Consider the following 21,835-nt stretch of genomic DNA (forward strand, 5'->3'; position numbering starts at 1 on the left):
GGTCACCTAATTGTGTGTGGTTTATGCAAAACCTTCAAACAATTAAGCCCTGGAAACGACAACGGCCCAGGCTGTTTCCAGGCTGGGCCGTTGGGGGTGACGCCGGATTACATCTTGTTGAACAGGCTCAACTGGGAGACTTTCACAAAGGCCAGCTGGGAGGCTTCAAGCATGGTTTGCTGCAAGGTGAGGTTGATGGCGGCCTCGCCCATGTCGATGTTGGCCAGGGCGCTCATGGTGGTTTTGTTGGCCAGGGTGATGCTGGCGTTGGCGTCGACTTGCACATCCAGCGCATTCTCGCGCGCGCCGATCGAGCCGATCACATTACCCAACTGGGTCGTCGAGTTGCCCAAATTGCTGACCGCTGCGTTCAGCGCATCCTGAAGCTTGACCCGCGCCCCCGGAATACCGTCCGCTGGCTGCTCCAGGGCTTGACGCAACTGGCTCAACGTATCGAGGGCATTCTGGGTTTTCTGGGTGCTGGCACCGACCGAAAACTGGTCCCCCATGCCCGGTGTGCCGCTCAGCTCAAAAGTGACGCCCGCTGCGGTGATTTTATTCGGTGTCGTGGTGTTATCGACAACGCCCGAACCGATGGCCTTGCTGTTGGCGGTATAAGGCTGGGCAAACACCTGGTAAGCCGACGCATCGGTATCGCTGAACTTGATCAGCACACCGCTGTTGGGAAAGGTGCTGGCATAGTCAGCCGAGCTGCTGACCTGCGCATTGGTCAGTTGCGCCGCCGACTGGTTGCTCGCGGTGCGCGAAACGCTGAACGAATCCGGCTTGGCAGCCAAGCTGAACTCACGCCCCTGGACCAACGCATCCGCTTTCGGCCCGGTGGAGGTATCGGTAAGGTCGACCGTAATATCGAACTTGACCCCACGCAGATTCACGCTGGAACCGCCCTCCTTAGTGGAATCGAACGTCCCGTTACCGGCAATTTCCGAGGTAATGTCGTTGCCGTCTTTGTCCGCCACCTTGTACTGGGTGCTGCTGGTGAACGTGAGCTTGTACGGCTGGCCATCCGCGAACTGCTTGGTGTAGTCGATGCCCGAAGTCACCAGACCTGCCGAGATCGCGACCTTCTTGTCATCCACCAGCGGCGGAGAAATGGCAGGCGGCGTAGGAGCCGTGCCCGGCGCAATGTAGGTGGACTGGGTACGGCTGCTGTTGGCCGCGCCTTCCAGGATGGTTTTGCCGGTATCGCCGGTGCGAACCGTCAGGTTTTCGGAAACCCGCAGGCTCAGCTCGTTTTCGTCACCCTGATAGCTGTAGGTGCCGTCACTGTTGCGCGAATACGGTGGCGTTTGGGTCTTGGAGCCGGAGAACAGATAGTTGCCCGCCGCGTCCTTGCTGTTAAGCAAGCCCAACACCTGATCTTCCAGGGCCGCGACCGAGACCGCGATGGACTTGCGATCAGCATCACTTGTCACACCACCAGCCGCCAGAGCCAACTGCTTACCGGCCTGCATCGCCTGATCGAGTGCATCCAGAATGCTCTGCTCGTTAGTCAGCGAACTTTTCAACGTGGTGATATTGCCATCCGACTGCGCCAACATATCCTTCTGCTGCTGCAACATCAGCAGGCGCTGCGCGGCCACAGGATCATCGGCGGCGGTCTGCACACGCACGCCGGAACTGGCCTGTTCCTGGGCCTTCACCACGCCGGAATAGTTGTTCTGATACTTGTTGGCACTGGTTTCATAAAACTGCTGAGTAGAAATGCGCATCGTCCCAGGCTCCCTTAAAGACTATTGATCAGCGTACTGAAGGTTTCTTGCGCAGCCTTGATGATCTGCGACGACGCGGTGTAGTACTGCTGAAACTTGATCATGTCGCCCGCCTCTTCGTCCAGGTTGACCTGGGAGACCGAGTTGCGTGCATTCTTGTTCGCCGTCAGCAACGCGCTGGTGGCCGACGTATCGGTGGTAGCCGCAGCGGCCTTGGCACCAACGGTGGACACCAACTTGCTGTTGGCGCCGACCAGGCTGGTGCCGCCCGTGCCATCAGCTGCTACACCGATGGTCGCCTTGGTCTGCAGGTTCAGCAGTTGTTGGGCGTTGCGGTTGTCGGACACGCCACTGGCATTGAACGAAAACGAGGTGCTGTCACCATCGGCCGGCGAGCCTGCGACGGTGGTATCGAAGCTGAAATTCTTGGCTGGGTTGAGCAACTCACCGTCAGCGCCGCGCATCGGCACATTGATGGTGATTTTGTTGTCCTGCCCCGGAACGATGGTCCCGGTGCCAATGGGATCACCCTTGGCGTTATTGAGCGTGTAAGTTTGGGTGCCGTCGGCTGCCGGCTTGCCAAACACCATCTTCACTGGCATCGAGTATTCAATCCCGGTGCGCAGTTGCGCAGTGTCGGCGCCGCCAGCGATATCCAGGGGTACGGTCAGGGTCGGCGGTGTGAACGTGCCAGTCCCTTGGTTAGTCTTGCTCGCCTCACCCTGCAATGGACCGGCAAACGCGATCTTGCTCGGGTCAGTGAGCACGACACCGATATCCTTCGCGCCACTGGCGGTCGGGCTGACTTTGAAGCTGTCACCGGACTGCATCGTGCCGCCCTTGAGGGTCAAGGCAAAGCCGTCAATGACCGGAGCGGGCTGGGTCGGGTCCAGCGTGTAGTTGCCCATGGCCTTGCCATCGGAACGCACCACGGAGTACTTGTCCGCAGCGGTGAAGGTGACCTTGTAGTCGTAATTGGTCAGCTGGCTGGTATCAGTGATCGTCACGTTCAGGCTGCCATCGCCCTGGTTGCCTTGAGCAGCCTGGCTACGCAGGGCAACGGACGCCGCGTTGTTGATGTCCTTGAACATCGACGCACCGAACTCGCCATTCAGGTCGATACCCTGGCCCAACTGGCTGTTGATCGTGTCAGCGGTAGCAATGGCAATGCGGCCCAGGTCGTTGATCGCCGGGTTCAACACATCGCTGCGATAACGCAACAAACCACCGATGCTGCCGCCACTGACCACATTGCCCAGGTCGACCTTGGTGTTGCCGGGCATGTTCAGCTGGATGGTGTATTGGGTCGGGTCGCTGCCACTGGGTACTGCGGAAATCGGGTTGGACTGGTCACCCAGCACCAACGATTGGCCGGTACCGGTGCTGACGCTGAACACACCGTTCTTCTCGGTGGCGGTCACGCCGATCAGCTCGTTAAGCGAGCGCACGGCTTCGGCACGGGCATCCAGCAAGTTGGCCGGGGTGGTGTTCGACGAACCCTGCACCTGATTGATCTGTTTGTTGAGGGACGCAATCGACGAGGTTATCTGGTTGACTTGGTCACTCATGGAGCTCAACTGGCCGTTGATGGTTTCTTTTTGCTGGCTCAGTTGGGACGAAATCGTATTGAAGCGGTTGCTTAGGGTCTGGGCGCTGGTCAGCAGAATCTGGCGCGACGAGGTGTTACTCGGGTCGGCCGAAGACGTCTGTACAGCGGCAAAAAACGCGCTAAGCACCGAAGACATCCCCGTGGTCTTATCCGACAACGTCTTGTCCACCGCACTCACCTGATCCAGATACGCCGCTGCATCGCTGTTGAGCGAAGTGCTGTTCTGGTAGGCCGTGTCCAAGTATTCGTTGTACACCCGGCGCACGTCAGCCAGGGTGGTACCGCTGCCGATGAACACGCCACCGTATTGGTTGACCGCGTTGGCGCTCTGGGTGGTCTGCTGGCGCGAATAGCCCGCGGTATTGGCGTTGGCAATGTTGTTACTCAAGACCGACAACGAGCCTTGAGCGGCATTGAGCCCTGACATCCCGATACTGAGCAAACTCATGGTTCAGACCTTATAAATGTGTGGTTGCGCCAGCGGCAGCGTAATTCTGGTAACTGTTCATCGTTTTTGCGATCTGCGAAATCTTGCTGGCGTAGTCCGGGTCGGTTGCGTAACCGGCTTTCTGCAACTCGCGTACAAACTGTTCCGGGTTGTCGGCCGACTTCACAACTTCTTTATAGCGATCATTGCTTTGCAGCAACGTCACCAGGTCGTGGAAGCTGTCCTGGTAGGAGTCGTAGGAGCGGAACTGCGCCGTCTCCTTGACCATCGCCCCATCACGAAACTCGCTGGTGATCGCCCGCGCCTGGCCGCCCTGCCAACTCTGGCCGGCCTTGATGCCGAACAGGTTATGGCTGCTGCTGCCGTCTTCGGCACGCATCACCGATTTACCCCAGCCGGTTTCCAACGCGGCCTGGGCCACCAGGTACTTGGGATCAACGCCAATGCGTGCGGCGGCGGCCTTGGCCATCGGCAGCATGGTGGCGACAAATTCATCTTGCGAGCTGAACGCTTTCTTCGCCGGCGCCAACGGTGGCTGGGCCACGGCGCGGGCATAGATCTGCATGCGGTCATTGCGTACGGCAACACTGCGCGCGGTGCTGTTGACCACGTTGTCATCGGCGGCGCTGTTACGCAGCGGCGCGCTCTTGGCCACGGTGGTGGCATCGGTGCTCGGCACGATGCCGGCCAACAGGCGGTCGGTGAGTTTGCTCGGCAACGAAATACGGCGCTGGTTCATCAGCTCCATATCGTTGGCGTGGGACGCTGCAGCACCCGCTTGAGGTTCAGCCACGCGATAAGCCCACAACGGACGCTGCCCGTTAGAGCGGCCCAGCGGCCCTTCGGCCTGGGTGCCGGCGGCGATTTCCGTCGGCACGGCGACTTTCTTCTCAGCCTCGGCCGCAGCCGGGCCCTGCAAGGTGGCCGCCTGGGCCTCCACCGGTTTGTTCTTTTGCATCTGGCGCATCAGCACGTCGGCCAGGCCGATACCACCGCCCTCGCGGGACATCGAGACCGCCAGTTGCTGGTCGTACATTTCCTGGTACTGCTTGGCCGCCGGCGTGTTCATCGGGTTGTCTTTACCCAACGCCTCGGTAGCCGAACGCATGGACTTGAGCATCTCGCTCAAGAACAGCGACTCGAACTCCTGCGCCACCTTGCGCATGTTGCCTTCGCTGTTCTTGTCGTCGCCAACCTTGAGCTGGTTAAGCCGGTTCAAGTCGGAGTAAGACCCCGAGTCCGCCGTGCTGCTGATCCCGCTCTTGCGCATATCCATGGCCATGGCCTCAGATCACGATCAGGTCGGCTTGCAAGGCGCCGGCCTGTTTCAGTGCTTCAAGGATCGCCATCAAGTCGCCGGGCGCTGCGCCCACCTGGTTCACCGCACGGACAATCTCATCCAGGGTGGTGCCGGGGCCGAATTTGAACATCGGCTTGGCTTCTTGCTGGGCGTTGACCCGTGAACGCGGCACTACCGCCGTCTGGCCATTGGACAACGGCCCAGGCTGGCTGACGATCGGGTCTTCGGTGATGGTCACGGTCAGGCTGCCGTGGGTCACCGCCGCTGGCGATACCTTGACGTTCTGGCCGATCACGATGGTGCCGGTGCGCGAGTTGATGATGACTTTGGCCACCGCCTGGCCCGGGTCGACTTCGAGGTTTTCCAGGATCGACAAGTAGTCCACACGCTGGCTTGGGTCCAGCGGCGCGGTGACGCGGATCGAACCGCCGTCGATGGCCTGGGCCACGCCAGGGCCGAGCATGTCGTTGATCTTATCGACCACGCGCTTGGCGGTGGTGAAGTCGGAACGGTTGAGGTTAAGGGTCAGGCTGTTGCCCTGGTTGAAGCCGCTCGGCACGGTGCGCTCTACCGTGGCACCACCGGGGATCCGCCCGGCCGAGGGTACGTTGACGGTGATCTTCGAACCGTCGCGACCTTCGGCGTCAAAGCCGCCCACCACCAGGTTGCCCTGGGCGATGGCGTAGACATTGCCGTCGATACCCTTGAGCGGCGTCATCAACAGAGTGCCGCCGCGCAGGCTTTTCGAGTTACCGATGGACGACACGGTAATGTCCACCACCTGGCCCGGCTTGGAGAACGCCGGCAAGTCGGCACTGATAGACACCGCCGCCACGTTCTTGAGCTGCACGTTGCCGGAGCCCGCCGGCACCTTGATGCCGAACTGCGAGAGCATGTTGTTGAAGGTCTGCAAGGTGAACGGGGTTTGAGTGGTCTGGTCACCCGTACCGTTAAGCCCCACCACCAGGCCGTAGCCGATCAACTGGTTGGAACGCACGCCGGAAATACTGGCGATGTCTTTCAGACGCTCGGCCTGGGCGACGGCGCTCAAGCACAGCAAGAGTGCCGCTGCCATCAGCTGTTTGAGGTTCAAAGTGGCCACCTAGAAAGGGAACAGCGGGCTAAGGAAGAAACGGTCGAACCAGCCCGGCTGGCTCGCGTCAGCAAACGAACCCGTACCCGAGTAGGTAATGCGCGCATCGGCAATCCGCGTGGACGACACGGTGTTGTCGGTGGCGATGTCATCGGCGCGGACCATGCCGGCGATGCGCACCAGTTCGTCACCGGTATTGAGGGTCATCCACTTTTCACCGCGTACGGCGATGATGCCGTTGGGCAACACATCGGCCACGGTTACGGTGATCGAGCCGGTCAGGGTGTTGCCTTGGGCCGCCGCACTCTTGCCATTGGTGGCACGGTCGCCGCTGTAGCCGGCATCCAGGCTCAGGTCGCCGCTGCCCAGTGGGTTGTTGGTGTTCGGAATGCCGCCAAACAAGGAGGTCAGGCCGACGCTGGTCTTGCTGGTCTTGCCGATCTGCGAGTTGGCGTTCTTGCTGGCCTGGGTCTTCTCGTTCAGGGTGATGGTGATGATGTCACCGACCCGGAACGCCTTGCGGTCGCTGTACAGGTTCTGTTCGAAACCGGCCTGGTAGATCGAGCCATTGTTGGCCGCAGCCGGCAACGGTGTACGTGGCAACACCGGCGCGTAGTACGGGTCATTGGGCTTTGGCGTCGGGGCGACACAGCCCGCGAGCACGGCAATCCCACTCAGTGCCAAAACAGAAACGTAGCGATTCATGACCCTAACCTCACGGTGTTGCAGGCGCCCTCAAGAGCGCCCCATAGACTTGATTACAGATTCTGCGTGACGAACGAGAGCATCTGGTCGGCGGTGGAGATCACCTTGGAGTTCATCTCGTAGGCGCGCTGAGTGGTGATCATGTTGACCATCTCTTCAACGGTGCTCACGTTGGACGTTTCCAGGGTGCTTTGCAGCGTCGTGCCGAAACCGTTCAGGCCAGGGGTGCCGATTTGCGGCGCGCCACTGGAGGCGGTTTCCAGGAACAGGTTGTTGCCCATGGCTTGCAGGCCGGCCGGGTTGATGAAGTCGGCGGTTTGCAGGTTGCCGATCACTTGCGAGGCAGGGTTACCGGCCACGGTGATCGACACAGTGCCGTCGTTGCCGACGGTGAAGGTCTTGGCATCTGCCGGAACCACTACGGCCGGCTCCAGGGCAAAACCGTTGGCGGTCACGATCTGGCCATTGGAGTCCAGGTGGAAGGTACCGTCACGGGTGTAGGAGGTGGTGCCATCCGGTTGCAGGATCTGGAAGAAACCACGGCCGTTGATGGCCATGTCCAGCGGCTGGCCGGTCTGTTGCAGGTTACCGGCGCTGAAGTTCTTCTGGGTGCCAACAATCTGCACACCGGTACCCAATTGCAGGCCCGACGGCAGTTCGCTGTCCTGGGTCGACTGGGCGCCCGGCTGCTTCTTGATCTGATAGAGCAAGTCCTGGAACTCGGCGCGGTCACGTTTGAAACCCGTGGTCGACACGTTGGCCAAGTTGTTGGAAATGGTGGTCAGGTTGGTGTCCTGGGCGGACAAACCTGTTTTGGCAACCCATAGAGCCGGAAGCATGTTGTTCTCCTCTGTGCGCCTGTTTGTTGGCGCGACATCACAAATTAGTTAGTGGGCGGCAATCAGCTGATCTGCATGACGCGCGTCATGGCCTGGTCGTCTTCCTTCGCGCTGTTCATCATTTTGATGTGCAGCTCGAACTGCTTGGAAAGCGCCAGCACCGCCGTCATTTCTTCCACGGCATTGACGTTGCTCGCCTGCAGGAAACCCGAGGTCAGCTTGACGTTCGCATCGGCCTGGGCCGGCTGGCCATCCTTGGTGTGGATGGTGCCATCCAGGCCTTTAGTCATATTTTTGAGGTCGGGCTGGACCAGCTTGATGCGGTCCACTTCCGCCATTACCCGCGGGCCTTCGCCCATGGCGCGGATACTGATGGTGCCGTCGGCGCCCACTTCGATTTTTTGCTGCGGCGGTACGGCAATCGGGCCGCCGTTGCCCATGATCGGCATACCGTTGCCGGCCCGCAGCACGCCCAATGCATCGACGTTCATGCTGGCGCTGCGCACGTAGGCTTCGCTGCCGTCCGGGGTCTGCACGGCCATCCAGCCGTCGCCGCTGACGGCCACGTCCAGGTCACGGCCAGTTTCGATCATGGCGCCAGGGGTGAAGTCGGTGGCTGGGCGTTCGGTGAGGGCAAACGCCCGCGCCGGAAAGCTGTCGCCGAACACCGGCATCGAACGCGCCTGCTCCAGGTCACGCTGAAAACCGTTGGTGGAAATGTTCGCCAGGTTGTTGGCATGGGCCTTCTGCGCCAGAGCATTCTGGCTGGCGCCGGTCATTGCCACATAAAGGTACTTGTCCACGCTCTTTCCTCTTTCTGACGGACGCTTGCCGCCCACCGCTGTACTGAGGAGGCTTAAGCAATTTGCGAACCAACTTTTCAAAACAGGGTGAGATGCAGGCGGGGCAAGGGTTTGCGGGTGGGTGTCAGAAAAAGGGCGCGGGGTGAGAGTCGAAAAAACGGCGGACTACTGCCGCTATCGGCAAGCCGCAGCCTTAAATATGGAGGAGTTCAAATGTGGGAGGGGGCTTGCCCCCGATAGCGGTGTGTCAGGTTAGACATCTGTATCTGATCTACCGCATTCGCGAGCAAGCCCGCTCCCACATTTTTGACCCAGTTGTGTCAGGGGATTATTTGTCGGCCTTAAGAATTTCGTAATCCCGCAGTTTGTTGGCAATAGTGGTGTGGGATACGCCCAAGCGTTTGCCGAGCTGCCGACTGCTTGAGTGCTCTGCATAAAGGCTTTCCAACACCGCCTTTTCAAAGCGACCGACAATCGCCTCCAACCCACCCTCCAGCGAAAAATCGCCAAGCGGCTGACGCACGCCATAGTCCGGCAAACGAATATGCTCAGCCTTCACCGTACCGCCGTCACACAACGACACCGCCTGGAACAACACGTTTTCCAACTGCCGCACATTGCCCGGCCAATGGTAATGGCCGAGCTTATCCATGGCAGCAGGCGCGAGTTTGGGCAGCGGGCAACCAATCTGCCGGCTGGCTTGGTCAAGAAAGTGATCAACCAACGGCGCCAGCCCATCCAGGCATTCGCGCAGCGGCGGAATGTGCAGCGACAGCACGTTCAAGCGGTGATAGAGGTCCTGGCGAAACTCCCCACGGGCACACAGCTCAGACAAGTCCACCTGGGTCGCACAGATTACCCGCACATCCAGGTACACCTCCTCATCACTGCCTACGCGACGGAAGCAGCCGTCCTGCAAAAAACGCAGTAACTTCACCTGTAAGCGCGCACTCATTTCCCCCACGCCATCGAGAAACAACGTACCGCCCGCCGTCAACTCCAGCAGCCCCAACTTGCCTTCGGCCCGCGCCCCTTCAAACGCACCCGGCCCGTAACCGAACAGCTCAGTCTCGGCCATCGATTCCGGCAAGCCGGCGCAGTTGAGCGCCATCAATGGGGATTGCCCACGGGGGCTGGCCAGGTGACAGGCGCGCGCCAGCAACTCTTTACCGGTACCGGTTTCGCCTTCTATTAATAGCGGTGCATCCAGCGGCGCCATGCGCCGGGCTTCACGCACCACGGCGGCCATGACCTTGGAGCTTTGGAAGATGCTGTCAAAACCGCGCAGCTCCTGCTTGCGCACGTTGTAGATACGCTCGCCGACGCGGTCAGCGCGATGCAGCGTGAGCACGGCGCCCGCCATGGCCTCGCTGTCATCGTGTTCGGAAGATTGCAACGGCGCGATGTCCGCCAAGAACACGTCACCCTTGACCTTGACCCGCAGGCCATTGATGCGCGATTTGCTCGCCCGCACCAGCTCCGGCAAGTCGAAATCCTCGGCATAGCGCGACAACGGAATACCCGGCACCTCGTCCACCCGCACCCCGAGCAACTGCGCTGCCGCACGGTTGGCCGCGACAATCGAGCCGCCCATGTCGATGGACAGTACCGGAAACTCCAAGGCACCGAGCAGTGCATTGAGCTCCATATGCCGACGTTCGCTGGGCATCAGCCCTACCCTTTTGACGCCAAACACCCCGGCGATCGCTTCAAATTGCGGGCGCAGCGCCTGGAACTGCATGTTCACCAGGTTCGGGCAGAACAGGTAGATGGCATTGCCATGCTCGCCGCCGACCTCGCCCTTGGCGACGTTGACGCCGTATTCCACCAGCAGGTTGAGGATGTCCCGCAGGATGCCGATGCGGTTCTGGCAGTGCACTTTGATACGCATGAAGAGGCCCGAAAAGTGGGTAGGCGCCGCGTCTTTTTGTCGCTGGGCGCAGATAGTCGTCAAGATTATGTGACACCTTGTGACGCTTTCCCAGCCCAACGCAACAGCTAGCCGCACAATCGTAACGAATACTTTACAAAAATCAGTACATTTTCCTACAGGACGCGCTTAAACCCCGATGGAATCTCGCCGCTGCCGGGTTATTAATACGTTCATCCCAGGACATAACAAGAACGAATGCCTAGCAGGAGAGCCGTATGAAGCAGACGCACTACGTGGCCCGCGAGCCCGATGCGCAAGGTTTTATCCACTACCCGCCCGAAGAACATGCGGTGTGGAATACCCTGATCACGCGCCAGTTGAAAGTGATCGAAGGCCGCGCCTGCCAGGAATACCTGGACGGCATCGACAAGCTCGGCCTGCCCCATGACCGCATTCCGCAGTTGGGTGAAATCAATAAAGTGCTGGCCGAAACTACCGGCTGGCAAGTCGCCCGGGTGCCGGCGCTGATCCCCTTCCAGACCTTCTTCGAATTGCTCGCCGGCAAGCAGTTTCCGGTGGCGACCTTTATTCGCACCCGTGAAGAACTGGACTACCTGCAAGAGCCGGATATTTTCCATGAGATCTTTGGCCACTGCCCGCTGCTGACCAACCCCTGGTTTGCCGAATTCACCCATACCTACGGCAAGCTCGGCCTGGCGGCCACCAAGGAGCAACGGGTGTACCTGGCGCGGCTGTACTGGATGACCATCGAGTTTGGCCTGGTGGACACACCCGAAGGCCGGCGCATCTACGGTGGCGGCATTTTGTCGTCGCCCAAGGAGACGGTGTACAGCCTGTCGTCCGAGCCCGAACACCAGGTGTTCGACCCGCTGGAAGCGATGCGCACGCCGTATCGCATCGACATCCTGCAACCGCTGTACTTCGTGCTGCCCAATCTCAAGCGCCTGTTCGAAGTGGCCCAGGAAGACATCATGGGCATGGTCGAGCGTGGCATGCAGCTGGGCTTGCACGCGCCAAAGTTTCCACCGAAGCCCAAAGCGGCCTAACCCTCGATTTTCAACGCCAGGTGAGTCTGTTCCCTGGCCCCGCGTTGCTTTAGGGTGACGCTACTGACCTTCATCTACTCGAATTCAGGACATTTCCACATGACCACCTTGAACCAAGCCCACTGCGAAGCCTGCCGCGCCGATGCCCCGCAAGTCAGCGATGAAGAGTTGCCGGTACTGATCAAGCAGATCCCCGACTGGAACATCGAAGTGCGCGACGGCGTGATGCAGCTGGAAAAGGTTTTCCTGTTCAAGAACTTCAAGTTCGCCCTGGCCTTTACCAACGCCATGGGTGAAATCTCCGAAGCCGAAGGCCATCACCCAGGCCTGCTCACCGAATGGGGCAAGGTCACCGTGACCTGGTGGAGCCACTCCATCAAGGGCCTGCACCGCAACGACTTCATCATGGCCGCCCGCACCGACGACGTGGCCAAGGACGCCGAGGGCCGCAAGTAATGCATTTCGACACCATTCCCCGCGTGCCCGGCGACCCGATCCTGGGCCTGATGGACCTGTATGCCCAGGACAGCAACCCGAACAAATTCGACTTGGGCGTGGGCGTCTACAAGGACGACCAAGGCCTTACGCCGATTCCCCATTCGGTAAAGCTGGCCGAGCAACGCCTGGTAGACACGCAAGCGACCAAGACCTATATCGGCGGTCACGGCAATGCGGCGTTTGGCACGCTGATCAGCGAACTGGTGCTGGGCGCCGATTCAGCCCTGATCCGTGAGCGTCGCGCCGGCGCCACGCAAACACCCGGCGGCACCGGCGCCCTGCGCCTGAGCGCCGACTTTATCGCCCACAGCCTGCCCGGCCGTGGCGTATGGCTGAGCAACCCGACCTGGCCGATCCACGAAAGCATCTTCGCCAAGGCCGGGCTGAAGGTCAGCCACTACCCCTACGTGGGCGCGGACAATCGCCTGGATGTGGCGGCGATGCTCGCGACCCTCGCCACCGTCCCGCACGGCGACGTGGTGCTGCTGCACGCTTGCTGTCATAACCCAACCGGTTTCGACCTGTCCCAGGACGACTGGCGCCAGGTATTGCAGATCGTGCGTGAGCGCCAGTTGCTGCCGCTGATCGACTTCGCCTACCAGGGCTTTGGCGATGGCCTGGAACAAGACGCCTGGGCGGTGCGTTTGTTTGCCAGCGAATTGCCGGAAGTACTGGTCACCAGTTCCTGCTCAAAGAATTTTGGCCTGTACAGCGACCGCGTTGGCGCGTTGATCGTGTGCGCGGCGGACGCCGAGAAGCTGACGGATGTGCGCAGCCAATTGGCCAATATCGCCCGTAACCTGTGGTCGACGCCGCCGGATCACGGCGCGGCAGTGGTCGCGACCATCCTGGGTGATGCCGAGCTGAAAAAACTGTGGAGCGACGAAGTGGAAACCATGCGCTCGCGGATTGCGCAGTTGCGCTCCGGGTTGGTGGAGGCATTGGCGCCACACGGGCTGGCTGAGCGATTTGCGCATATTGGCGAGCAGCGCGGGATGTTTTCCTATACCGGGCTGAGTGCCGAGCAGGTCAAGCAACTGCGGGAGAAGCACAGTGTGTATATGGTGAACTCGGGGCGGGCGAATGTGGCCGGCATTGATGCAACACGCCTTACATTGCTCGCAACTGCAATCGCCGACGTCTCCAACTGACGAAACCCAATCAAAACTGGGGGAGCGGGCTTGCTCGCGAATGCGGTAGATCAGTCACCTGATGTGTTGGATGACACACCGCATTCGCGAGCAAGCCCGCTCCCACATTTTGGACCGAGTCCGACGCTAGCCAGCAACCATCTCAGCCTTTAGCTGTGCCTCCTTGGCCTGTGCATCCGCCAACCGATACAACTCGATACTGCCATCCCAGTGCTCGATCAACGCCGTGCACGACTCCACCCAATCCCCGCAGTTGAGGTAGTCCACCTCGCCGACCTTGCGAATCTCCGCATGGTGAATATGCCCGCAGACCACACCGTGCAATTCGCGCTTGGTCACTTCATGGGCGATGGCTTCTTCGAAGTCGCTGATGAAGTTCACCGCCGTCTTCACCTTGTGTTTCAGGTACGCCGACAACGACCAATAGCCGTAGCCATAGCGCGCACGCCAATGGTTGAGCCAGCGATTCAGGGTGAGGGTAAATTCGTAGGCCGAGTCACCGAGAAACGCCAGCCAGCGGTGGTAGCGGGTGATCACGTCGAACTGGTCGCCGTGGATCACCAACAGATGGCGACCATCGGCCGTCACGTGCACCGCCTCGTCCACCAGTTGGATATTGCCCAGGATCAGCTTGGAGTAACGGCGCAGAAACTCGTCATGGTTGCCGGTGACGTAGATCACCTCGGTGCCGCGCTTGGCCATGGTCAGCAGCCGGCGGATCACGTTGGTGTGCGCCTGGGGCCAATACATGCCGCCGCGCAGTTTCCAACCATCGATGATATCGCCCACCAGGTAGACCTTGTCGGCGTGGTAGCCCTTGAGGAACTGCGACAAATGTTCGGCCTGGCAATCCCGGGTGCCCAGGTGCACGTCGGAAATCCACAGGGTACGAACCCGCTGCTTACGGCTGGGCTTGGTGAACTCGGCACTGGTCATGGGCATCCCTCGACGCTGTTTTCGCGAGCTTGCGCCCCGGCGATTAATAGCCCATGACAACTGTGGGTCAGTCTGATGACAGCGCCCAGCGGGCGCGAAGCGTTGTAGACTGCGACAGCCTGCCCAGGAGACCGCGATGAGACCGATCCTCACGCTACGCCACTACACCCAAGCCCCCATCGCCCACAGCCATGACCATGCGCAGTTGGTGTTCGGCCTGTCCGGGCACCTGGACTTTGAGGTCGACGGTGTGGGTAGCCAAGTGCGCGACAGCAGCGTGATGGTCCTGCCCTACTGCGCCCACCACGTCTGCGACAGCCGCGACGGCAGCCGTTGCCTGGTGCTGGATGTGCCCACCGAACATTGGGTGGTGCAATCGTTGGGTGAGCACGCCGATGCGAGCCGCCGCTTGCTCGATCAACCGGCACGCCTGACGCTGGATGCGCGGCAACAGCAGTTAGTGCAATGGCTGGCGCACAGCCCGGTGGATGACCCGCTGATCGTGCAGCAAGGCGCAGTGCTGTTGCTGGCCAGCCTTAATCATCCTATGGCGCAACCGGTTCCCGGACGACGGCTGCCCTATGCCGCGTTCAATGCACATATCCAGCGCCATGCGGCGCATCCGCTGCAAGTGGCGGACCTTGCGCGCATCGCCGACCTGTCGGTGGCGCGCCTGCATGCGCGGTTCATGGCCGAATGCGGGCAGACGCCGATGGACTATATCCGCAGCCGCCGCCTGCACATGGCCCTGGACCTGTTGCGCCGTACACCGCTGCCCATCGGCGAGATCGCTGAGCGCGTCGGCTACAGCTCGCAAAGTGCATTTGCGGCGGCCGTGTTGCGCGAGTTTGGCGCCTCACCGGGGGCCTTACGCCGCAGCGCGTAGGAAGAGTCCCGCGATAAACATCGCGAGCTGCACGACAGACACCCCCACAGGCGAGCCGCTAGACTGCCCCTCTGTCACCCGCTTGCCTCAAGGATCGCAATGACTCCCCGTTCAGCCCTCGGCGCCCTGCATATCGGCGCATTGATGTTTGGCCTCACCGGCGTATTTGGCAAACTGGCAGCCGCCTCGCCGGCCATCATCGTGTTTGGTCGCGCCGCGTTTGCCGTGATTGCCCTGGCGGTATTTGCCCGCTTTGCCAGCAACACCACCTGGAAGACACTCCAATCACGCGACTGGCGCCGCCTGCTGGTCAGCGGCGTGCTGCTGGCCGCGCATTGGGTGACGTTTTTCATTGCGGTCAAGGTCGGCGGCGTTGCCGTCGCTACCCTGGGCTTTACCGCGTTTCCCGCGTTTACCGTGATCCTGGAAGGGCTGATTTTTCGCGAGCGCATCCGCGCCAATGAAGTGCTGCTGGTGGTTCTGGTGAGCATCGGCCTGGTGCTGGTGACCCCGGATTTCAACCTCGCCAGCGAAGCCACCGGCGGCCTGCTCTGGGGGATCGCCTCGGGCTTGCTGTTCTCCCTGCTGTCGCTGAACAACCGCGCCAGCTCCGGGAGAATTCCCGCCGTGCAGGCAGCGCTGTGCCAGAACGTGGTGGTCGCGGCCCTGCTATTACCCGTGGCAGCGCCTGGGCTGGCGGATGTGCGCGGCATTGACTGGTTGTGGATCGGTTTACTGGGGGTGTTCTGCACCGGCCTGGCCCACAGCCTGTTTGTCGCCAGCCTGGCGGTGATCAAGGCACGCACGGCGTCGGTGGTGTTTGCCATGGAGCCGGTGTACGGCATCACCGTGGCCTGGTTGCTCTTCGCCGAAACCCCGACCCTGCGCATGTTGTTAGGGGGCGCGCTGATCATCGTGGCCATCGTGCTGTCCGGGCTGATGGGCAGTGCCAGCCAGGCCAAACAGCCCGCGGCAACGGCCTGATCTATACTCTGCCCATCCGTAACAGTCTGTCGTCGTTTCCTGGATAACGACTCCTCGACGACAGTCATGGTCCTTTTAGTAGTTACTGCATGCGAGTGGTCATCCCATTGACGCAACATGCAGGTGACTCAAATGGACAGGGGCATACTTCGCTTCACCCTGACACTTTTCATGGCTTCATGCTTGGTCGCGCACGTCGGTGCTCAAGAACGCACCCTTATGCTGGAACTGAATCAGGGTTTGGCTGAGCTAAAACAGAACGCAGACAACGACTCGGCGCTCAAAACCCAACTGGACTCACTGGCCAGAGAGGTTCCCGAGATTAGCCAAACGTTGCGCCAGTTATCGACAATCAGCCAGGGCCAGCGTGACGATCAAGCCAGGTATGGTGTGTACCGACAATTTTTCGTGGACACCCACGCCTTGTCCGACACTCGGTTGGCGAAAGTGTTGCAGACCCTGCGGGCCAACCCTCTTGTAGCATCGGCCGAAGTCCGAGTACTGGACAACGCGCCAGAGGCGAATTCAGGCAAACCTGTCAGTCTCAAACGCAATGCCATTCCTGCCCCGCCGCTCTATCTGCTGGGACCGACCCCCACCCAAGGCTATCGGTTAGGTGGGATCAACGCTGAAGCGCTGCAGAACATGCCTGGTGCTCGGGGCGAATATGCCCGCGTCCTGATTGCCAGCGAGAGCTATTGGGACAAAACCCACGAAAACCTCCCGCACAGTTCTTTTTCCCCGATGCTTCCTGCGCAACGCCTGGCGTGCAGCCTCTACTGGACCGTAGGAAACAGCGGCACCCAGGCGGCCGGGATCATTGCGGACAAAAAACTGGGGATTGTGCCGGACGCACAGCTGATGGCCACTCCATCGTCATGGATGGGGAGCATTTACTTCAACACGATCTATGGCGCCGATTTGAAACCGGGCGATGTGGTCGTGATTGATGCACTCACGTCCGAAAACATGCCCCACTACTTCCCAGGCAACGTGTGTCCCGGTGGCACCTCCTGCACGCTGCCATTGGCATTGGCGGCACCAGATCCCAACATACGTTCCAGCTATACCCGCAATATCGAATACCTGACTGAAAAAATGGGAGTTCATGTCATTACCAGCGCGGGTGGCGGTGTGCAAAAGCTGGCGGATAGCTGGGAGCCTCAATTTCCGGGCGGCTTTATGCCGGTCAATCTGGACAACCCTAACTTGCAGGGTAACTTTTCTCCCAGAAATGCCGATGGCAGCATTTTAGTAGGCAGCGTCAACCCCATGACCGGCACCGCCGTTGGCGCCAACTACGGTAGCCGAATCAACCTGTCGACGTGGGCAACGAAAATTCAGGCTGCCGGTTACCAACCCGGCGTGAAAAACCTCTACACCCGCTACGACGCTGACAACCCGCTGTCCTACAAGCTCTCTGCATGGATAGTCGCTGGCGCGGTGGCAAAAATCCAAAGTATTGCCTTTGCCCATGGCCTGGGCCCTGTGCCACCCAAGGTCATGCGCCAATTACTGGTTGAGACCGGCCACAATTTGGCCGACGCCGACCACGCGATGAATCGTGGCAGGCAACCGGACGTGAAGGCTGCTGTCGATAAAATGTTGAAGGACTATGCCAATGGCTTCCCGCCTGACCCGACAGGCCCGACGATCAAGCGCATTGAAGGCGCCGGCCTGGCCGCAGGCGATAGGGGCGCGGCCTTCGGCGGCCTTAGGAGCAATCACACGCAGACCTACACACCGGTGCTCAATTCTGCGGCAAAAAACGTCGTGTTCTCCTGGAAAGTCGCGCCGCCATTAATCGTGCGCAGCGTGGATCCCCAAACGGGTGTACTGAAAGTGGATGTCCCGGCGAGAAGCGGTGCCTACTGGCATCAACCCGCACCGCCCACCACCTCCGTAACCCTCTCGACCCAGGACAGTAATGGCGTGACCGATACGCTGACACGTAGTAGCTCCATCGTCGGTATCTACACCACAGACAAGACCTATTCGGCGACCTGGAACGTGCCCGACAGTATCGTCTCCGGGCAGACCGCGGCGTTCACCGTGGTGCCCAGGCGTTATGGAAACACCGGGTATCAGGTTCGATGGATAGCACCAGATCTCTTCCCTGGCATCCAGGAGAAAACCGACGTCAACGCGCCCTACACCATCACCGTGACTGCGCCACGCGTGACCACGAACAAAGTCGTCAAGGTTGAAGTGGGGGGAACCGCTCAGGTGCCTTACCCCAGTGACCGGACGGTGACAGGATTTTATTGGTCAAAATCCGTTCTGGTCACTCCCGCGCCGCAGGCAGCACAACCACTGACAGGCACCTTGATGGCGCCCGCCTCCGTGATCGGCGGCAGGGAAGTTGGGTTCAGCACCGACGTCAAGGACGTCAATGGTGGGGGTCTGCACTATGCCTGGACCCTACAGCCCAATGGCTTTACCGGAGCCCTCGACCAACCCGTATTCAGCGGTTTTGCACCCGCGGTCAGCCAGGATACGGCGGGGCAGATAGAGGTGCTGGTCTCGGACACCAAGGGCCAGCAACTGCGCCTGTCGCAACCGCTGACCGTGACCGCCAACTTGCCGCAGGTCAGCATCATCGGGCCTGACACCCTAGCGCCCAACCAGACCGTGACCCTGACCGCGCAGGTCACCAACCCGCCCGCAGGAACGCTTCGCTACAGCTGGAGAATACCGACCGGGTTCTTCGGTACGCCGAGCAACACCCGCACACTGACGATCACCGCGCCGAACACTCAGCAATCCACCTCGGCAGTGGTTTCAGTGAACGCCGGGGTCGGCATGAACCAGGTAACGGCCTCCAAGACCCTGACCATCACGCCCCCCTAGCCGTACTGGCATCCAGGCCGCTTTGGCGGCCTGATCTATACTCTGCCCATCCGCAACAGTCTGTCGTCGTTACCGGATAAGGACTTCTCGACGACAGCCATGACGTTTGAAGTTGCTGCAAGCGAGTGGTCACTCCCTAACGCTATGCAGGAGCTTCACCATGGAAACCATCATCAGCGTACTGGTTCAGATCATCAGCGGTGCCGTCGGCGGTAACTTGGCCGGCATGAGCAAACAGACATTGGGCACCGGGTTCAACACCCTCCTCGGCGGTATCGGCGGCTTGATACTGGGGCAAATCGCCTCGGCATTCTTCGGCACCTCCAGCGGCGAGGCGCTGGACATCGCAGCGGTCGCCAGCAACATCGTCGGCGGTGGCGTAGGTGGCTTGGTGCTGACTTGGATAATTGGCTTCATCAAGCAAAAAATGGCCGCCTGATCGCCGCCTGGTCATCGCCCATCACTGGGCGGTGACCCTCACGAAGTACGGTCGTTGTGCCCCAGGTCGCGCTGTGGGTCGATCTGGTCGCGCACGCGTTGCTTGAGCACCTTGGCCTCGGGGAAGCCGCCGTCGGCCTTGCGCTCCCAGACCTGCACGCCATCGCAGGTGATGCGAAATGCACCTCCGGTAGCCGGCTCCAACGACACTTTGCCCAAGTCATCGCTGAACGTGCTTAGCAGTTCCTGGGCCAGCCATGCGGCGCGCAACAGCCATTGGCATTGGGTGCAATAGGTGATGACGATCTCGGGTTTGCTCACGGACATAATTTGAGAGGCTCCTGGCATAACGGGCTCGGATGAACGGGTGGCTATAATACCGGCCTTTATCGCCCAGCCCCGAGATTCATGATGCGCCGCCTGTTGTCCTGCCTGCTGCTGTGCCTGCTGCCCCTCCTCGCCCAAGCCGTTGAAACCCCACGCCCGAAAATCGGCCTGGTGTTGTCCGGTGGCGCCGCCCGTGGCCTGGCCCATATCGGCGTGCTCAAGGCGCTGGAAGAGCAAGGTATCCAGATCGATGCGATTGCCGGCACCAGCATGGGCGCCGTGATCGGAGGGCTGTATGCCTCGGGCTACAAGATCGATGAGCTGGAAAAACTCGCGCTGAACATCGACTGGCAACAGGCACTGTCCGACGCGCCGCCACGGGAAGACGTGCCGTTCCGCCGCAAACAGGACGACCGGGACTTCCTGGTCAAGCAAAAGCTAAGCTTTCGCGACGACGGCAGCCTGGGTTTGCCACTGGGCGTGATCCAAGGCCAGAACCTCGCGTTGCTGCTGGAAAGCATGTTCGCCCACAGCAGCAACACGCGTAATTTCGACAAGCTGCCCATTCCCTTCCGCGCCGTGGCCACCGATATCACCACCGGCGAAAAGGTGGTGTTCAGCAAGGGCCACCTGCCCCAGGTCATTCGCGCCAGCATGTCGATCCCGGCGGTGTTCGCCCCGGTGGAACTGGACGGGCGCCTGCTGGTGGACGGTGGCATGACCGACAACATCCCGCTGGATGTGGCGCGGGAGATGGGCGTGGACATCGCCATCGTGGTAGACATCGGCACCCCGCTACGTTCGCGCAAGCAACTGGCCACGGTGGTGGATGTGCTCAACCAGTCCATCACCCTGATGACCCGGCGCAATTCCGAAGAGCAACTCAAGGCCCTACACCCCAAGGACGTGCTGATCCAACCGCCGCTGTCGGCCTTTGGCGTGACCGACTTCGGCCGCGCCAAGGACATGATCGACGCCGGCTACCGCGCCACCCGCGCCCTCGACCTGCGCCTGGCCCACCTGCGTCCCGCCGAACCCATCGACCCGGAACTGGTGGCCGCACGTACCCCAGGCGAACGCACGCCGGTGATCACCGCGATCAACGTGGAAAACGACTCGAAAGTCAGCGATGACGTAATCCGTTACTACATTCGCCAACCCCTGGGCGAGCCGCTCAACCTGGGTCGCCTGCAAACCGACATGGGCACCTTGTACGGCCTGGATTACTTCGAGCAGGTGCAATACCGCGTGATCAAGAAAGGCCCGGACAACACCCTGGTGATCAGCGCACGGGGCAAGCGCAGCGGCACCGATTACCTGCGCCTGGGCCTGAACCTCTCGGACGACATGCGCGGCGACAGCGCCTTCAACCTCGGTGCCAGCTACCGCATGAACGGCATCAACCGCCTCGGTGCCGAATGGCTGACGCGGGTGCAGATTGGTGACCGGCAGGAGCTGTACAGCGAGTTCTACCAGCCGATGGACACCGGCTCGCGGTACTTCGTCGCGCCCTATATCAGGGCCCAGGCGCAGAATGTGGAGCTGATCCTGGACAACGACCCCGTCTCCGAATACCGCCTGGAACGCTACGGTTTCGGCCTGAACGTGGGGCGCCAGATCGGCAACAGTGGCGAGATCCGCTTTGGTGTCGGTGAGGCCTGGGGCAAGGCAGACGTGCGCATCGGCGACCGCGACCTGCCCAGCGTGAGTTTCAACGAAGGGTTCTATGAGTTGAAGTACTCCTTCGACTCCCTGGACAACGTGTACTTCCCCCACACCGGCGAGGACATTGGCTTGGCCTACCGGGAATTCGAACCTGGGCTGGGCTCGGACCAACGCTACCGCCAGTGGGAGTTTAAGTTGGACAAGGCCATGAGCAGCGGGCCGGACACGCTGGTGCTGGGCGGGCGTTACGGGAGGACGCTGGACAAATCCGACGTGGTGATTTCCAGCTTCCTGCTGGGTGGTGCGCGGCAGTTGTCGGGCTTTCGCGAGGATGCGATCTCGGGGCAGAACGTCAGCCTGATGCGGGCCGTGTACTACCGCCGACTGACACCGCGTTCGTATTTGCCGTTGGATTTCCCGCTGTACCTGGGGGCGTCGCTGGAGAGAGGCCGGGCGTGGAACAACGACAATGAGTTCGACAGTGGGTACATCAATGCGGCGAGTATCTTCCTGGGGTTCGATACGCCGTTGGGGCCGCTGAACTTCAGCTATGGGTTTAACGATGATAATCAGAAGGCGGTGTATCTGAACCTGGGCCAGACGTTCTAGGAACATCGAACACAAACCAAA

At 60.7% G+C, this 21,835-nt stretch carries 18 protein-coding genes; 8 read left to right on the top strand and 10 right to left on the bottom strand.

The features are described 5' to 3' along the window. Positions 1-107 precede the first annotated feature (107 nt). From ACLD1Y_RS26435 to ACLD1Y_RS26470, 8 genes are all read right to left on the bottom strand, one after another. Positions 108-1,733: a flagellar hook-associated protein 3 gene (locus ACLD1Y_RS26435; protein ID WP_429480675.1), complete on the bottom strand. Its 1,626-nt coding sequence runs from the start codon at positions 1,731-1,733 to the stop codon at positions 108-110. Between the two features lie 14 nt (positions 1,734-1,747). Next, positions 1,748-3,790 carry a flagellar hook-associated protein FlgK gene (flgK, locus tag ACLD1Y_RS26440; RefSeq protein ID WP_429480676.1) on the bottom strand — a complete coding sequence of 681 codons (2,043 nt, stop codon included), beginning with the start codon at positions 3,788-3,790 and terminating at the stop codon, positions 1,748-1,750. 10 nt (positions 3,791-3,800) lie between these two features. Continuing rightward, a complete protein-coding gene (flgJ, locus tag ACLD1Y_RS26445; protein ID WP_429480677.1) occupies positions 3,801-5,072 on the bottom strand; it encodes a flagellar assembly peptidoglycan hydrolase FlgJ in 1,272 nt (423 codons plus the stop codon). A 4-nt stretch (positions 5,073-5,076) separates the two neighbouring features. Next, positions 5,077-6,165 carry a flagellar basal body P-ring protein FlgI gene (locus tag ACLD1Y_RS26450; protein WP_162163609.1) on the bottom strand — a complete coding sequence of 363 codons (1,089 nt, stop codon included), beginning with the start codon at positions 6,163-6,165 and terminating at the stop codon, positions 5,077-5,079. Between the two features lie 27 nt (positions 6,166-6,192). Next, positions 6,193-6,888 (bottom strand): flagellar basal body L-ring protein FlgH, encoded by a 696-nt coding sequence (flgH, locus tag ACLD1Y_RS26455; RefSeq protein ID WP_429480678.1) that lies wholly within the window; start codon positions 6,886-6,888, stop codon positions 6,193-6,195. 53 nt (positions 6,889-6,941) lie between these two features. Continuing rightward, a complete protein-coding gene (gene flgG / locus ACLD1Y_RS26460; protein WP_005790105.1) occupies positions 6,942-7,727 on the bottom strand; it encodes a flagellar basal-body rod protein FlgG in 786 nt (261 codons plus the stop codon). Between the two features lie 62 nt (positions 7,728-7,789). After that, positions 7,790-8,530, bottom strand: coding sequence for a flagellar basal body rod protein FlgF (locus tag ACLD1Y_RS26465; RefSeq protein WP_429480679.1), 741 nt, complete (start codon positions 8,528-8,530; stop codon positions 7,790-7,792). 328 nt (positions 8,531-8,858) lie between these two features. Beyond that, positions 8,859-10,421 (bottom strand): sigma-54-dependent transcriptional regulator, encoded by a 1,563-nt coding sequence (locus ACLD1Y_RS26470; protein WP_429480680.1) that lies wholly within the window; start codon positions 10,419-10,421, stop codon positions 8,859-8,861. Between the two features lie 257 nt (positions 10,422-10,678). On the opposite strand from ACLD1Y_RS26470, the gene phhA reads away from it, so the two are divergent. The 3 genes from phhA to ACLD1Y_RS26485 all read left to right on the top strand — a co-directional run bounded on the left by phhA (position 10,679) and on the right by ACLD1Y_RS26485 (position 13,119). Further along, positions 10,679-11,470 (top strand): phenylalanine 4-monooxygenase, encoded by a 792-nt coding sequence (gene phhA, locus ACLD1Y_RS26475; RefSeq protein WP_429480681.1) that lies wholly within the window; start codon positions 10,679-10,681, stop codon positions 11,468-11,470. A 99-nt stretch (positions 11,471-11,569) separates the two neighbouring features. After that, on the top strand, positions 11,570-11,926 hold the full coding sequence (locus ACLD1Y_RS26480; RefSeq protein WP_105523117.1) for a 4a-hydroxytetrahydrobiopterin dehydratase: 357 nt from the start codon (positions 11,570-11,572) through the stop codon (positions 11,924-11,926). Then, positions 11,926-13,119, top strand: coding sequence for an amino acid aminotransferase (locus ACLD1Y_RS26485; RefSeq protein WP_429480682.1), 1,194 nt, complete (start codon positions 11,926-11,928; stop codon positions 13,117-13,119). The genes ACLD1Y_RS26480 and ACLD1Y_RS26485 overlap by 1 nt, the downstream gene beginning before the upstream one ends. Before the next feature lie 126 nt (positions 13,120-13,245). On the opposite strand, the gene ACLD1Y_RS26490 is transcribed toward ACLD1Y_RS26485, so the two are convergent. After that, positions 13,246-14,055, bottom strand: a complete 810-nt coding sequence (locus ACLD1Y_RS26490; protein WP_025855848.1) for a UDP-2,3-diacylglucosamine diphosphatase — start codon at positions 14,053-14,055, stop codon at positions 13,246-13,248. Between the two features lie 136 nt (positions 14,056-14,191). Between ACLD1Y_RS26490 and ACLD1Y_RS26495 the strand changes: the two genes are divergently transcribed. The 4 genes from ACLD1Y_RS26495 (at position 14,192) to ACLD1Y_RS26510 (ending at position 19,214) form a co-directional block, all read left to right on the top strand. Then, positions 14,192-14,941, top strand: coding sequence for an AraC family transcriptional regulator (locus tag ACLD1Y_RS26495; protein WP_429480683.1), 750 nt, complete (start codon positions 14,192-14,194; stop codon positions 14,939-14,941). A gap of 99 nt (positions 14,942-15,040) precedes the next feature. Next, a complete protein-coding gene (locus ACLD1Y_RS26500; RefSeq protein ID WP_429480684.1) occupies positions 15,041-15,925 on the top strand; it encodes a DMT family transporter in 885 nt (294 codons plus the stop codon). A gap of 219 nt (positions 15,926-16,144) precedes the next feature. Then, positions 16,145-18,775, top strand: a complete 2,631-nt coding sequence (locus tag ACLD1Y_RS26505; RefSeq protein ID WP_429480685.1) for a hypothetical protein — start codon at positions 16,145-16,147, stop codon at positions 18,773-18,775. A 160-nt stretch (positions 18,776-18,935) separates the two neighbouring features. Beyond that, positions 18,936-19,214 carry a hypothetical protein gene (locus ACLD1Y_RS26510; RefSeq protein ID WP_429480686.1) on the top strand — a complete coding sequence of 93 codons (279 nt, stop codon included), beginning with the start codon at positions 18,936-18,938 and terminating at the stop codon, positions 19,212-19,214. Positions 19,215-19,252: 38 nt separating this feature from the next. Here the strand turns inward: ACLD1Y_RS26510 and ACLD1Y_RS26515 are convergent, their stop codons facing one another. Continuing rightward, positions 19,253-19,540, bottom strand: a complete 288-nt coding sequence (locus ACLD1Y_RS26515; RefSeq protein ID WP_429480687.1) for a SelT/SelW/SelH family protein — start codon at positions 19,538-19,540, stop codon at positions 19,253-19,255. A gap of 84 nt (positions 19,541-19,624) precedes the next feature. Here ACLD1Y_RS26515 and ACLD1Y_RS26520 point away from each other — a divergent pair, with 84 nt between their 5' ends. Next, positions 19,625-21,814 carry a patatin-like phospholipase family protein gene (locus tag ACLD1Y_RS26520; RefSeq protein ID WP_429480728.1) on the top strand — a complete coding sequence of 730 codons (2,190 nt, stop codon included), beginning with the start codon at positions 19,625-19,627 and terminating at the stop codon, positions 21,812-21,814. Positions 21,815-21,835: the final 21 nt, after the last annotated feature.

The organism is Pseudomonas sp. 18175, from assembly GCF_050432925.1.
Lineage (GTDB): Bacteria > Pseudomonadota > Gammaproteobacteria > Pseudomonadales > Pseudomonadaceae > Aquipseudomonas.

Bases quoted from the DNA above. Each gene is read 5' to 3' on its own strand.
- flgH (WP_429480678.1), bottom strand. From the start codon at position 6,888: ATGAATCGCTACGTTTCTGTTTTGGCACTGAGTGGGATTGCCGTGCTC.
- ACLD1Y_RS26480 (WP_105523117.1), top strand. From the start codon at position 11,570: ATGACCACCTTGAACCAAGCCCACTGCGAAGCCTGCCGCGCCGATGCC.
- phhA (WP_429480681.1), top strand. From the start codon at position 10,679: ATGAAGCAGACGCACTACGTGGCCCGCGAGCCCGATGCGCAAGGTTTT.
- ACLD1Y_RS26450 (WP_162163609.1), bottom strand. From the start codon at position 6,165: ATGGCAGCGGCACTCTTGCTGTGCTTGAGCGCCGTCGCCCAGGCCGAG.
- ACLD1Y_RS26490 (WP_025855848.1), bottom strand. From the start codon at position 14,055: ATGACCAGTGCCGAGTTCACCAAGCCCAGCCGTAAGCAGCGGGTTCGT.
- ACLD1Y_RS26435 (WP_429480675.1), bottom strand. From the start codon at position 1,733: ATGCGCATTTCTACTCAGCAGTTTTATGAAACCAGTGCCAACAAGTAT.
- flgK (WP_429480676.1), bottom strand. From the start codon at position 3,790: ATGAGTTTGCTCAGTATCGGGATGTCAGGGCTCAATGCCGCTCAAGGC.
- ACLD1Y_RS26515 (WP_429480687.1), bottom strand. From the start codon at position 19,540: ATGTCCGTGAGCAAACCCGAGATCGTCATCACCTATTGCACCCAATGC.
- flgJ (WP_429480677.1), bottom strand. From the start codon at position 5,072: ATGGCCATGGATATGCGCAAGAGCGGGATCAGCAGCACGGCGGACTCG.
- ACLD1Y_RS26485 (WP_429480682.1), top strand. From the start codon at position 11,926: ATGCATTTCGACACCATTCCCCGCGTGCCCGGCGACCCGATCCTGGGC.
- ACLD1Y_RS26520 (WP_429480728.1), top strand. From the start codon at position 19,625: ATGCGCCGCCTGTTGTCCTGCCTGCTGCTGTGCCTGCTGCCCCTCCTC.
- ACLD1Y_RS26495 (WP_429480683.1), top strand. From the start codon at position 14,192: ATGAGACCGATCCTCACGCTACGCCACTACACCCAAGCCCCCATCGCC.
- ACLD1Y_RS26505 (WP_429480685.1), top strand. From the start codon at position 16,145: ATGCTGGAACTGAATCAGGGTTTGGCTGAGCTAAAACAGAACGCAGAC.
- ACLD1Y_RS26510 (WP_429480686.1), top strand. From the start codon at position 18,936: ATGGAAACCATCATCAGCGTACTGGTTCAGATCATCAGCGGTGCCGTC.
- flgG (WP_005790105.1), bottom strand. From the start codon at position 7,727: ATGCTTCCGGCTCTATGGGTTGCCAAAACAGGTTTGTCCGCCCAGGAC.
- ACLD1Y_RS26500 (WP_429480684.1), top strand. From the start codon at position 15,041: ATGACTCCCCGTTCAGCCCTCGGCGCCCTGCATATCGGCGCATTGATG.
- ACLD1Y_RS26470 (WP_429480680.1), bottom strand. From the start codon at position 10,421: ATGCGTATCAAAGTGCACTGCCAGAACCGCATCGGCATCCTGCGGGAC.